Origin of the sequence: Pedococcus sp. NPDC057267, from assembly GCF_042668795.1 — a bacterium.
Classification (GTDB): domain Bacteria; phylum Actinomycetota; class Actinomycetes; order Actinomycetales; family Dermatophilaceae; genus Pedococcus.
On sequence record NZ_JBHUYG010000043.1, the window covers coordinates 1 to 12,200 of the forward strand.

The 12,200-nt window shown below is 74.6% G+C and carries 14 protein-coding genes; 9 read left to right on the top strand and 5 right to left on the bottom strand.

What is annotated here, in order from left to right:
* From ACFUC1_RS10915 to ACFUC1_RS10925, 3 genes are all read left to right on the top strand, one after another.
* Positions 1–739: hypothetical protein (locus tag ACFUC1_RS10915; RefSeq protein WP_379119559.1), on the top strand; the 739-nt coding region annotated here is incomplete at its 5' end.
* Between the two features lie 10 nt (positions 740–749).
* Positions 750–1,733 carry a quinone oxidoreductase family protein gene (locus ACFUC1_RS10920; protein ID WP_379119561.1) on the top strand — a complete coding sequence of 328 codons (984 nt, stop codon included), beginning with the start codon at positions 750–752 and terminating at the stop codon, positions 1,731–1,733.
* A gap of 68 nt (positions 1,734–1,801) precedes the next feature.
* Positions 1,802–2,956, top strand: coding sequence for a DNA polymerase IV (locus ACFUC1_RS10925; protein WP_379119563.1), 1,155 nt, complete (start codon positions 1,802–1,804; stop codon positions 2,954–2,956).
* Between the two features lie 21 nt (positions 2,957–2,977).
* On the opposite strand, the gene ACFUC1_RS10930 is transcribed toward ACFUC1_RS10925, so the two are convergent.
* The 3 genes from ACFUC1_RS10930 to ACFUC1_RS10940 are packed head-to-tail and all read right to left on the bottom strand — an operon-like array spanning position 2,978 to position 5,377.
* The gene (locus ACFUC1_RS10930) at positions 2,978–3,340 is read right to left on the bottom strand and encodes a hypothetical protein (protein ID WP_379119565.1); all 363 of its coding nucleotides are present in this window, start codon (positions 3,338–3,340) and stop codon (positions 2,978–2,980) included.
* A gap of 41 nt (positions 3,341–3,381) precedes the next feature.
* Positions 3,382–4,059, bottom strand: coding sequence for a response regulator transcription factor (locus tag ACFUC1_RS10935; protein WP_310150114.1), 678 nt, complete (start codon positions 4,057–4,059; stop codon positions 3,382–3,384).
* Positions 4,046–5,377, bottom strand: coding sequence for a PspC domain-containing protein (locus ACFUC1_RS10940; RefSeq protein ID WP_379119567.1), 1,332 nt, complete (start codon positions 5,375–5,377; stop codon positions 4,046–4,048). Before ACFUC1_RS10940 ends, ACFUC1_RS10935 begins: the two co-directional genes overlap by 14 nt.
* A gap of 125 nt (positions 5,378–5,502) precedes the next feature.
* Between ACFUC1_RS10940 and ACFUC1_RS10945 the strand changes: the two genes are divergently transcribed.
* Together ACFUC1_RS10945 and ACFUC1_RS10950 are read left to right on the top strand one after the other, a co-directional pair.
* Positions 5,503–6,816, top strand: a complete 1,314-nt coding sequence (locus ACFUC1_RS10945) for a PspC domain-containing protein (protein ID WP_379119569.1) — start codon at positions 5,503–5,505, stop codon at positions 6,814–6,816.
* A gap of 4 nt (positions 6,817–6,820) precedes the next feature.
* Entirely contained in the window at positions 6,821–7,270 is a 450-nt protein-coding gene (locus tag ACFUC1_RS10950) for a hypothetical protein (protein WP_379119571.1), read from the top strand.
* 72 nt (positions 7,271–7,342) lie between these two features.
* Here ACFUC1_RS10950 and ACFUC1_RS10955 read toward each other — a convergent pair whose 3' ends face one another.
* Positions 7,343–8,044 (bottom strand): NUDIX hydrolase, encoded by a 702-nt coding sequence (locus ACFUC1_RS10955; protein WP_379119573.1) that lies wholly within the window; start codon positions 8,042–8,044, stop codon positions 7,343–7,345.
* On the bottom strand, positions 8,041–9,294 hold the full coding sequence (locus tag ACFUC1_RS10960; RefSeq protein ID WP_379119575.1) for a glycosyltransferase family 4 protein: 1,254 nt from the start codon (positions 9,292–9,294) through the stop codon (positions 8,041–8,043). The genes ACFUC1_RS10955 and ACFUC1_RS10960 overlap by 4 nt, the downstream gene beginning before the upstream one ends.
* Positions 9,295–9,328: 34 nt before the next feature.
* Here ACFUC1_RS10960 and ACFUC1_RS10965 point away from each other — a divergent pair, with 34 nt between their 5' ends.
* From ACFUC1_RS10965 to ACFUC1_RS10980, 4 genes are all read left to right on the top strand, one after another.
* Positions 9,329–10,150 carry a PIG-L deacetylase family protein gene (locus ACFUC1_RS10965; RefSeq protein ID WP_379119577.1) on the top strand — a complete coding sequence of 274 codons (822 nt, stop codon included), beginning with the start codon at positions 9,329–9,331 and terminating at the stop codon, positions 10,148–10,150.
* Entirely contained in the window at positions 10,147–11,214 is a 1,068-nt protein-coding gene (locus ACFUC1_RS10970) for a YbhN family protein (RefSeq protein WP_379119579.1), read from the top strand. Before ACFUC1_RS10965 ends, ACFUC1_RS10970 begins: the two co-directional genes overlap by 4 nt.
* Positions 11,211–11,690, top strand: a complete 480-nt coding sequence (locus ACFUC1_RS10975) for a hypothetical protein (RefSeq protein ID WP_379119581.1) — start codon at positions 11,211–11,213, stop codon at positions 11,688–11,690. The genes ACFUC1_RS10970 and ACFUC1_RS10975 overlap by 4 nt, the downstream gene beginning before the upstream one ends.
* 179 nt (positions 11,691–11,869) lie before the next feature.
* Positions 11,870–12,160, top strand: a complete 291-nt coding sequence (locus ACFUC1_RS10980) for an antibiotic biosynthesis monooxygenase (protein ID WP_379119583.1) — start codon at positions 11,870–11,872, stop codon at positions 12,158–12,160.
* The last annotated feature ends 40 nt before the right edge of the window (positions 12,161–12,200 follow it).

Below are 12,200 nucleotides of genomic sequence, written 5' to 3' on the forward strand. Positions count from 1 at the left end.
CATCACGGCCGGCGTCGCTGCACTCGTGGTGCTCGCCAGCGGGACGGCCCTCGCCGCCCCCACGCACGACCACGCCGAGCTCGCCGCCTCAGCGACCGGGGCCCACGACCACACCACAGGCGCCGGCACGACCGGCGGCTCGGGCCACGGCCACCACGACGTGCCCAACCTGCCGGACACCTCGAAGGCCACCGCCGCGCAGACCGCGGCCGCGCGCGACCTGCTGGAGCGCACCATCGCCGCGACCGCGGCATACCGCGACCCGGCCGTCGCCACGAAGGCGGGCTTCGACGTGCAGGCCGCCTACGAGCGCAGGGTGGCGCAGCTGACCGCCGCCGGGCACGCGCCGAGGAACGGCCTGGTCATGGCGATCCACGTGCCCAACAAGGCCAACCGCACCGACGGGCGGATCCTCGACCCGGCCAAGCCGGAGACGCTCGTCTACGCCCACACGGCCCAGGGGAAGTTCGAGCTCATCGGGGTGATGTTCACGGCCGAGGGGAAGACGCCGCCGGCGCTCTACCAGCCGTACCTGCGGTGGCACACGCACACCTTCTGCGTCGGTGGCGGCAAGCCCAGGGTGAAGCCGGAGGACGGCTCCTGCCCGGCCGGGACGACCGAGCGCGAGTCGGGCGCGATGACCCACGTGTGGTTCGTCAGCCCCGACCAGCTGGCCCAGGCGTTCGCCCGCAGGGCCCCCGTCAAGGCACTGCTCGCCTACCAGAAGTCGCTCGCCTAGGGTCGCAGGTATGACCACGACCGCCCGCGCGCTCCTCGTCCCCCGCACCGGTGACTCCTCCGTCCTGGAGGTGCGGGGGGTCGAGGTGCCGCCGCCGGCGCCCGGCGAGGTGCAGGTCGAGGTGGCCGCGGTCGGCGTCAACTTCATCGACGTCTACCAGCGGCAGGGCGTCTACCCGCTGCAGACGCCGTTCGTCGCCTGCTCCGAGGGCGCCGGCACGGTGACCGCGCTCGGGGACGGCGTGAGCGAGGTCGCCGTGGGCGACCGGGTCGCGTGGGGCCAGGGCCTGGGGGCTGCGGCGACCGTGGCGAACCGCGCCGCGGACTCCCTGGTGCCGGTGCCGGCCGGGCTGGGCCTCGACGTGGCCGCCGCGGCCATGCTCCAGGGCATGACCGCGCACTACCTCGTCACCAGCACGTATGCCGTGCACGAGGGCACGAGCGCACTGGTCCATGCCGCCGCCGGCGGGGTGGGCCAGCTGCTCGTGCAGATGGTCACCGCCAGGGGTGGCCGCGTCATCGCGACGGCAGGCTCCCCGGACAAGCTCGAGATCGCCCGCCGGCTCGGCGCCGCCGCGACGATCGACTACACGCAGTCGTCGGACCTCGCAGCCGAGGTGCGGAAGGCGAACGGGGGCAAGGGAGTCGACGTCGTCTACGACGGCGTGGGCAAGTCGACGTTCGACGCGTCGCTGGCCTCGCTGCGTCCCCGCGGGATGATGGTGCTCTTCGGCGGGGCGAGCGGCCAGGTGCCGCCGTTCGACATCCAGCGACTCAACTCCGGGGGCTCGCTCTTCCTCACCCGGCCGACGCTCGGCCACTACATCGCCACCCGTGAGGAGCTGCTCGAGCGCGGGACCTCGGTCCTGGGCGACCTGGCGTCCGGCGCACTGGAGCTCGAGATCGGTGGGCGGTACTCCTTCGACGACGCCAAGCAGGCGTACGACGACCTCGAGGGCCGGCGCACGACCGGAAAGCTCCTGCTCGTCCCCTGAGCGCCGGTGGGCTGCGGCCGAGGCCGTCGCTGCGGCAGCAGCGGCGGCCGTCGGTCCCCCACGGCAGGATGGGTGCCGTGACCTCCGCACCCGTCGCTCGGCCGTGGGTGCTGCACGTCGACCTCGACCAGTTCCTCGCGGCGGTCGAGGTGCTGCGACACCCTGAGCTCGCCGGGTTGCCCGTCGTCGTGGGTGGGCGGGGCGACCCGACCGAGCGGGCCGTGGTGTCGACGGCGTCGTACGAGGCGCGCGCGTTCGGGGTGCGGTCGGGGATGCCGCTCAGGACGGCGGTGCGCAAGTGCCCCGACGCGGTGTTCCTCCCCGTCGACGCGCCGGTCTACGAGGAGGCGTCGGCCCGGGTCATGGAGACCCTGCGCGCGGTGCCGGGTGCGGTCGTCGAGGTGCTCGGCTGGGACGAGGCGTTCATGGGGGTGACGACGCCCGACCCCGTGGCGTGCGCGGAGTCGATCCGCGCCGCCGTGCTGGAGGCCACCGGCCTGCACTGCTCGGTCGGCATCGGCGACACCAAGGTCCGCGCGAAGATCGCGACCGACCTCGGCAAGCCGCAGGGCGTCTACCAGCTCACCCGCGACAACTGGTTCGAGGTCATGGGCGAGCGGCCCACGACGGCGTTGTGGGGCGTGGGCACGCGCATCGCGGCCCGGCTCGCCGGCCACGGCTACCGGACGGTGCAGGAGCTCGCCGACGCCGACGAGGCCGTCCTCGTCGGTGAGTTCGGTCCGGCGATGGGGCCGCACTACGGGCGCCTCGGCCGCGGGGTCTCGTCCGCCCGGGTCGACGACACTCCGTGGGTCTCCCGGGCGCACGGCCGCGAGACCACCTACCAGTCGAACCTCGTCGCGCCCCAGGAGATCGAGGACGCCATCCGCGCGCTCGCCGCGCAGGTGGCGGAGGACATCCGCGCCGAGGGGCGGCCCTGCCAGCGCGTCGGCCTCAAGGTGCGGTTCGCGCCGTTCTTCACGACGAACCGCCTGCGCAAGCTCGCCAGCCCGACCTTCGACCCCGACGTCATCGCCTCGACGGCGCTCGAGCTGTTCACCGCCCTCGACGACGACCGCCCGGTGCGGCTGCTCGGCGTGCGCGCCGAGATGGTGCCGCCCGAGGGCGGGTATGCCGACCCGCGCAGCACCGGGCGCGGCGGACCCAGTGCGCGGAGCGCGGGGACGGCCGGCGCGACCGAGGAGGTCACGCCGCAGCGGTGACCTCGGTCCCCTCCGGGGCGGTCAGCTCCAGAGCGCGGCGACGAGGACGTTGAGGACGCCCAGGCCACCGGCGGCCATGACCAGGCCCCGGTTCGACCGGCCGCCGCGACGGCCGCGGGCGCGCCCGATCTCGATGCAGGCCAGGGCCGCGATGGCCACGACGAGCTTCACGCCGATCTTGGTGTGGTTGAGGTCCTGACCGAGCGAGGAGACCGACTCGGCCAGGCCGACGAGCAGCAGGCCGGTGACCAGCTGGGCCCGGGCACCCCAGGCCATGAGCTCCACGGTGTCGTGCCCCCTCCAGGCGAAGGCGGCCCAGCCGCCGACGAGGGCGGCCATGCCGAGCAGGTGGAGCACGACGAGGAGGTTGTAGACGAAGCTCATGGCGCCACCCTAACCGGGCGTCCGCGGCGCCCGGACACGGCTCAGAGGAGGCGCCGGCCCATGGCCCACGCGGTCAGCTCGTGCCGCGAGGAGAGCTGGAGCTTGCGCAGCACCGAGGAGACGTGGGTCTCGACCGTCTTCACCGAGATGAACAGCTCCTTGGCGACCTCCTTGTACTGGTAGCCACGGGCGATGAGGCGCATCACCTCGCGCTCGCGCGCGCTGAGCCGGTCGAGCTCCTCGTCGACCTCCGCGATCTCACCCGCGGCCGCACCGAAGGCGTCGAGGACGAAGCCGGCGAGCCGGGGCGAGAACACCGCATCCCCGTCGGCGACCCGGCGGATCGCCCGGGTGAGGTCGGTGGCGTTGATCGTCTTGGTGACGTAGCCGCGGGCGCCGGCCCGGATGACGGCGATGACGTCCTCGGCCGCGTCGGACACGGACAGCGCGAGGAACCGCACCGGCTGGCCGCCGGCCGTCTCGAGGCCGCGGCAGCCGTGGAGGACGTCGACGCCCCCGTTGCCGTTGCCGCCCGGCAGGTGCACGTCGAGCAGCACGACCGCGGGTCGCGTCTCGCGGATGACGGCGACCGCGGTGTCGACGTCGGGCGCCTCGCCGACGATGTCGACGGTCTCGCCGATCTCGGCCCGCACCCCCGACCGGAACATCCGGTGGTCGTCGACGAGGACGACCGGCACTCGGGTCTCAGGCGTGTTCATTGCTCTCCTCCGGGACGTCTGCTGCCACGGGCGGCAGCGTGAAGCTCACCTCGGTGCCCTGCTCGAGCCGGCGGACGCGGGCCGTCCCGCCGTGCCGCTCCATCCTGCCGAGGATCGAGCCGCGGACGCCGAGCCGGTCGTCCGGCACGTCGTCGAGCTCGAACCCCGGACCGTGGTCGCGGACGAACGCCTCGACCCCCGCCGGTCCCACCTCGAGGTAGAGCGACACCGGGGGCGCGCCGTGCCGGACGGCGTTGAGCAGCGCCTCGCGGACGGCCCTCGCCAGCGCCCGGCCCCCGTCGTCGAGCGGCCGGTCGCCGGTGGACACGACGTCGATGGGGATGCCATGCAGGTCCTCGACCTCGTGCGCGGCGCCGGCCACGGCGGCAGCCAGGGTCGCCTCGGAGTCGGCCGGCCCGGCATACAGCCACGAGCGGAGCTCGCGCTCCTGGGCGCGGGCGAGCTGGGTGACCGCGCCGGGGTCGTCGGCCTTGCGCTGGATCAGCGCCAGCGTCTGCAGGACCGAGTCGTGCAGGTGGGCCGCGATGTCGGCGCGCTCGGTCGCGCGGGCGGCCTCCGCCTGCTCGTGGCGCAGGTCCTGCCAGAGGCGCAGACCCCAGGGCGCCGCGATGAGCGCGACCCCGGCGAGCACGGCGACCACGGCCGCGCCGATGTCCCACATCGCCGACAGCGAGCGGCCCCTGGTCGCCATGATCACCAGGCCCGCGAGCGCGAGCACGCCGCCGAAGACGAACCGGGCGGCGCTGAAGCGGCGGGTCCCCGACTCCGACCCGAGCCAGCGTCCCCGCTGCGCCTCGTCGAGCTGGGACCACGCGATCCCCGCACCGACGGCGACGACGAGCAGCGGGGCGAGGATGCCGAGACGCGCGTTGAAGCCGGCGTTCTGCGCCACCACGACGAGTCCCACGAGCAGGACGAGGCCCCCGACGACGAGGACCCTCGTCGCATCGCGCTCGCCTTCCTCGGCCTGGGCCTCGTCGGGGTCGATTGCCGGCGCGACCGGGGCGGCAGCGGGGTCCATGGTGCGCCGGCCACCCCGGACCACGCCGCCGCGCGACTGCGGGGACAACGCCCAGAGGAACACGTAGGCGACGAGGCCGGCACCGGTGGGGATGCTCGTGAGGACGAAGGCCGCCCGCACCCACCAGACCGGCCAGCCGAGGTGCTCGGCGAGCCCCGCCGCCACGCCCGCGACGACCTTGCCCTCGGCGGGACGGCTGAACACGCGCCGGGCGGCGCGACGCTCGGCCGTCCTGGCCTCCTGCGTGCTCGCAGGTCGCTCGTACGGGGTGGGCATGTCCTCATCCTGACGCACGCGCGAGCCGAATCCGAGCAGAACAGGGGTCGCCCGGGGCTGCTTCAGGGTCGGTTCAGGGACGACCCTCATGGCAGCGACCTGACCCGGTCGACAGCATGGGCGGTATGACGCAGATCCCCGGGCCGGCGTCCGGCCCCACCACCGCACCCGCCTCCGGGCTGGACCGGTTCTTCGACTGGCTCCGGTCCCTCGACCTGCGCCGAGACGGCGAGGAGAAGTGGCTGGCCGGGGTCTGCTCCGGCATCGCCACCCGTCTCGGTGTCGACCCCATCGTCATCCGCGCCGCGCTCGTGCTGCTCGTCCTCATGGGCGGCATCGGCGTCACCGTCTACCTGATCGCGTGGGCGTTCATCCCCAACAACCACGAGGAGATCGTGGCCGAGCGCGCCATCCGCCACGGCGACGTCCTCGGCATCATCCTGCTCGTCGTCATCGGCCTCTCGCTGATCGGCGGCCCCGGCATCGGCCACGACAACGGTTTCGTGTGGTTCTGGTGGGTGGCCATCCCGGTCGCCGTCGTCGTCTGGCTGGTGACCCGTCACCGCGACGGCAAGCCCGCGCGTGGTACCGCCAGCGACACCGCGCCGGCCGCGCCGGCCACGTATGCCGCGCCGGGGTCCACCGCGACGGCTGAGCCGTCGGGCGCGTGGCCGGGCGGCCCCACGGCCGACTCCCCGGCCGGGCCGCCCCGGGGCCCCCTCCCGCCGGCACCTGTCGCCCCCCGTCCGCCGAGGGCGCCACGCCCGCCGCGCCGCCGCGGCGCCGGCATCGTCGGTGCCCTGCTCGTCGGTGGAGTCGCCCTCGCGGTCTACGGGCTCACCCTCTGGCTGCACGACACCAACTCCTGGCCGGGCAGCGCCGATACCGTCGCCCTCGCCGCCTCGCTCGCCGTCTTCGGCGTCGCGCTGGTCGGCCTCGGTCTGGCCGGCTACCGGGCCGGGCTCACCGCGTTCATCGCGGTCGTGCTCGCCATCAGCACCTGGAGCGCCTCCGTCGTGCCGAACCTCAACCTCGGCGGCGGCATCGGCGACCGCGTCTGGCGGCCCACCGCCGCGCAGACCGACCCGCGGTACCGCCTGGGCATCGGCTCGGCGGAGCTCGACCTGCGCAGCGCCGCGACCGACCCCTCGACGCCCGTCCACGTCGACGCCCGCATCGGCATCGGCGAGCTGCGCATCCGCATCCCCTCCGACCTCACCGTGCAGGTCCGCAGCGACGTCGGCGCCGGCGACATCTCCCACATCGGACCCAGCACCGGGCTGGGGTCGATCGACCCCTCGGACGTGTTCGACCGCTCGGGGGTCTCCGACGGCGAGGGCCGGAACGTGAGCACCACCCAGACCTTCGGCACCGGCACGCCCGACGTCGTCGTCGAGGCCCACGTCGGTCTCGGCCAGATCCTCATCGGCAAGGAGTGACCCCATGACCACCCCCACGCCCGGCACCGCCGGGGACCCCCAGCGCCCAGAGCCCACGGGCAGCGACCCCACCCGCGAGATCGAGGTCGGGCACCCGGCGCAGGAGCAGCCCGCGACCGAGCCGGTCTCGCGGGTGCCTGCCGCCGAGGCGCAGCTCACCGAGGAGCAGGAGTCCGCCCACACCCGCGTGTTCGGCGGTGCGACCTATGCCTCAGGCGCACCCGCCCCAGCCGTGCCGGAGGAGCCGAGGCGTCCCTCGGGGCCGCACCTGCCGCCGGTCCTGCTCGGCATCGTGTGCCTCGCGATCGCCGGCCTCGCGATCTGGCAGGAGGTGACCGACGTCCAGGTCGACTGGGGCAACGTCGGCCCGTTCGGGATCGTCGCGATCGGCGCCCTGCTCGTGCTGCTGGGCCTCGTCGGCCTGCTCGGCTCGCGCCGCCACCGCAGCTCCTGACGAACCGGCCCGGCACCAGCCGGACACGAGACGGAGCCGGTCGGAACCCTCCCGACCGGCTCCGTCGTGCGGTCAGCGGGCGGGACCCAGCCAGCGCGGCAGCGAGGCCGCGAAGCCGGTGAGCGGCCTCGACGCGAGGTCCTCGGGCGCGACCCACTCCACCGACGCCGTGGAGCCCCCCACGTCGTGCACGACGGGGTCGGACGGCTCCGCGCACCACGCTGCGTACACGACCCGCACGGCGTGGAAGTCCTCGAGCCGACCGCCCGGGGCCCGTCCGACCCAGTGCGAGGTCGTCACCTCGATCAGCTCCGGGGCGTCGACGCGCTGCCCGCTCTCCTCCCACACCTCGCGGTGCAACGCGGCGAGCGGCGGCTCACCGGGGTCGAGGCCGCCGCCGGGCAGCGTCCAGCGGCCGGGCGCGGCGGTGCGGTCGGACAGCTCGGTCAGCAGCACGCCCCGCACGCTGGTGACCACTCCGTAGGCGGCGGTGCGCTGGTAGGGCTCCGGTCGCTCGCCCTCGGCCACCACGAGCCCGGGGTCGGTCGGCACCGCCCGGGTGGACGCGGGGGCGGGTGTGGCCGCGGCGACGGCATACCGCAGCTGCATCACGGCCCCGACGACGTCGGCGGACTCGACCCGCAGCACCGCCCACCCCCGGCGGGCGAGCTCGCGGACGGGGTCGGCCCCGTGCTCGAGGGCGAACCGGTCGACCTCACGCCCGGGCCCGGTAGCGGCGACGACGGTGATGGGTACCGATGGGGGCACGCTCACGGTCCGGCCGCCCCGTCCGCCACCGCCCCGTCCGCCACCGCCCCGTCCGCCACCGCACCACCGGCCCCCGAGCCGCTGCCGCCCCTGGCCGGCCCGCGCGCCCGCCGGCCGGGTGCGGCGGCGGCTCGGGCGTACTCCTGCTCGGCGAGGGCGGCGACCGAGGACCAGGCCTGCGCGGGGGGCACGGTGCGGTTCGTGCCGGCGATCGCGCGGCGGAGGCCGGGGTCGGTCACCAGTCGCGCGAGCCCGTGGGCGAGGGCGTCGTCGTCCGACCCCAGCAGCCCGTTGACCCCGTCGACGACGAAGTCGCCGACGCCGGTGTCGCGCCGGGCCACCACCGGCAGGCCGGCGGTACGCGCCTCGAGCGCCGCGATCCCGAACGCCTCGAGCCGCGCCGGGGTGAGGTAGACGTCGCTGTCCCAGTACGCGGCCCGCAGCTCCTCGCGGCTGACGCGACCGGGCAGCGAGACCCAGTCGGCGAGGTCGTGGCGGCGCACGTACGCCTCGAGGCGGCGCCGCTCGGGCCCCTCGCCGAAGAGCGTGAGCGACATCGGGACGTCGGCCGGGGCGAGCTGCCGGGCGCGGTGCGCCACCTCGAGCACGGCCAGGGGGCGCTTGCGGGCCGCGAAGCGCATCGCCGCCACCACCCGCACGGGGCGGCCCTTCCCCTCGTCGTCGCCCTGGCCGACAGGCCCCGGGGCGCGCCAGTGGTCCACGTCGATGCCGTTCGGGAACACGTGCACCGGCACGCCGTCGCCGACGACCGCGGCCACGTTCGTGGCGGCGACACCGGACACCGCCGACAGCGCGGCGCCGGCGGCCCCCCAGCGACGCGCCTGCCCCAGCAGCCGGAACAGCGGCGCGGACCGGTCCATGAGGCAGTGCCAGGTGACCGCCGTGGGCAGGCCGATGCTCGCAGCCACGCCGACCATGTCGGTGGCGAACGGGCTCACGACGCCCATGTGTACGTGGGCCACGTCGAAGCTGCCCGCCTCGAGCCGCCGGCGGACCTCGGGCGGCGCGAGCGGGTTGACGGGCAGCTCGAACGGCAGCCGCACGGCCATGCGGTGCACGGGTATGCCGTCGACCGGCTGGACGACGCCGTGCCGCTCGCCGCGCGGGCCGGGCGTGGCGGTGAAGACCTCGACCTCGTGGCCGCGGGCCACCAGGTGTGCGGCCAGGTCGTGCGTCTGGACCTCGATACCGCCCAGGCGGGGCAGGTAACAGTCGGTCAGGAGGGCCACCTTCACGATCCAGAGCCTCCCATGCGACAGGATGGCGGTGATGACCCACACGCTGGTGGCGTTCCACGCCCACCCGGACGACGAGGCCCTGCTGACGTCCGGCACCCTCGCACGTGCCGCCGCGGAGGGTCACCGGGTCGTCGTGGTGGTCGCGACCGACGGCGACCTCGGGCTCACCTCGTCGGAGTACGCGGCCGACGGCCGGCTCGGCGAGCGGCGGCTCGAGGAGCTGCGCCGTTCGGCGAGCGCCCTGCGGGTCGCGCGAGTGGTCTACCTCGGGTACGCCGACAGCGGCATGGGCCCGGAGACCCACCCCGACCCGCCGGGGCGCACGCGGTTCGTCCGGGCCCCGGTGGAGGAGGCAGCCGGCCGGCTCGCCGAGGTGCTCACCGAGGAACGTGCGGACGTGCTGCTCACGTACGACCGCAACGGCGGCTACGGGCACCGCGACCACGTCCGGGTCCACGAGGTCGGCGCGCGGGCGGCCGAGCTGGCAGGCACCCCTCGCGTCCTGCAGGCGACGGTGCCGCGCGACGCCCTGGCCCGCGCCGTCGACCTCGCCGCGAAGGTCTACCCGTTCCCGCCCGACTTCGACCTGGACTCCTTCAAGCGCAGCTACAGCGCCCGGGCCGACATCACCCACAGGATCAGCGTGTGGCGGTATGCCGCGCAGAAGCGGGCGTCGATGCGGGCCCACGCCTCGCAGTCGAGCGCCGACGACGGCGCGGACCGGACGCTCGCGGCGTTCCTGCGGATCCCGCGCCCGCTGTACGACGTGGTGTTCGGACGCGAGTGGTACGTCGACCCCGCCCGGCCGCCGGGCTCCCCGGTGAGCCGTGACGTGTTCGAGGGGCTCGGGTGAGCACGGTGGTGGTCAGGGAGCCGACGAGGAGCCACAACCGGGTGCGACGGGTCGTCCAGGCGGTCCTCGGGCTCGGGCTGGCCGCCGCCCTGCTGATCTGGGGGCTGCCGTACTTCGGCAAGACCTCGTGGTCGCACGTCTGGGAGGTGCTCACCCGCGTGCACTGGACGACCGCCGTCCTGCTGCTCGGGGGCGTGGTCGTGGGGCTGTACTGCTACACGTTCACCCTCACCGCGTCGATGCACGGCCTCAAGCACTGGCAGGCGCTCATCGTCAACGTGGCGGGGTCGGCCGTCGGCAACCTGCTGCCGGGCGGCGGGGCCGTGGGACTCGCGGCGACGTACACGATCTGCAGGTCGTGGGGCTTCTCCCGGCGGGAGATCTCGACGTCGGCGATCGTCACGGGCGTGTGGAACGTGCTCGCGCGGATCGCCCTGCCGTTGCTGGCGATCGTGGGCCTGTATGCCGGCACCGACGGGCACGTGCCCGCGGGCCTCAAGGACGCGGCGGTGGCCGGGGCGCTCACGGGGGCGCTGCTCTTCGGCCTCTTCGTGGCCGTCCTGGCCTCGGAGCGCGCGGCCGTCGCGATCGGCCAGGGGATCGACCGGATCGGCGGACGGCTCTTCCACAAGCGGTCGATGAGCGTCCACGACCTCGTGGTGGACCTGCGTGCGCGGATCAGCGACATCGTGCGCACCGGCTGGGTCCCCATGACCCTCGGTCTGGTCGGCTTCTTCGCCGTCTACTACTGCATCTTCCTGGTCTGCATGCACGTGACCGGCGTGCACCTGTTCTACGGCCAGCTCTTCGCGGCGTATGCCATCGGTCGCCTGGCCACGGCCGTGGGCGTCACCCCCGGCGGCCTCGGGATCACCGAGTCCGTGACCGCCGCCGCGCTCATCGCGTGGGGCGCCGAGCCGGGCGCCGCGGTGGCCGGGGCGGTGCTGTTCTCGGCATACACCCACTTCATGGAGATCCCACTCGGCGCGCTGGGCTGGACCGCGTGGACCCTGAGCCCGAAGAAGGAGCCCCCCGACGAGGGACCCCTGGAGCAGACGGCGTGAGCGGCGGCGAGGACGCGGGCGCGGGACCGCGGCCGGCGAACGACGCGGGCGCGGGACGACCGCCGGCGAACGACGCGGGCGAGCGAGCCGACTACCACGTGCGGATGCAGGAGCAGCGCCGGGCGCGGGAGTCGGCCAAGGCCCAGGTGCTGCTCGAGGAGTTCGTCCGCACGGCGCTCGAGCGTGGGCTCGCGACCACGGACCTCACCGCGCGGACGTGGAAGGGCTCGAGCCGCTACCGGACGGGCGTGCGCGGCTGGTACCTGCGGCTCGACCGGTCCGTGGCGGTCGACCCCGACGGGCGCTACTACTCCCTGCTGGTGCCGCCACGGTCGCTCGCCCGGTTCAGGGGCGTCGAGGTGGCACCGACGGACCCGCCGTTGCAGGTCGGTGAGGGGGCGCGGGACGGCGAGTCCGTCACCCTGGCCGAGCTGCTGCGGCTGCGTCTCGAGGCCGGCGACGACTTCGTCGACTGACTGACGGCGCGGCGGCCGCTCCGACGGAGCGCGACTTCCGGAGGTACACCCTTGCGCCAGTCAGTCAGGTTCGCCTCGGCGGTGTGCCTCCCACTCAGCCCGCCCATGCACCGGGACCCTGACGCCGCCGCAGGCTCATGGGGTGGTCAACGGGGTGGGAGTCGGAGGACGCTGGGGTGGTGAAGATCGTGACTCTCGTGTCCGCACACGTCGACGAGGACAGTGCGCAGGAGCTGGTCGCCGCTTTCGAGGCGCTCCTCGCCGTAGGGCTTCCCGACGGGTTGCTCCGGACAGAGCTGCTGGGCGACGGCAACGGGAGCTGGGTCATCTCCTCGACGTGGCGTGACCAGGATGCCCTCGACGCCATGCGCGCAGCCCCGGCGCCCCCAGCTGCGCCTGCCCTGTTCCGACGTTTCAAGGCTGACCCGACCCTGACCGTCATGCGGGTGGTGGTGGGCAGCGCCGAGTAGACAGGCTCGCGAAGCCCACCGCCCGGCCGGCTGTCTCACA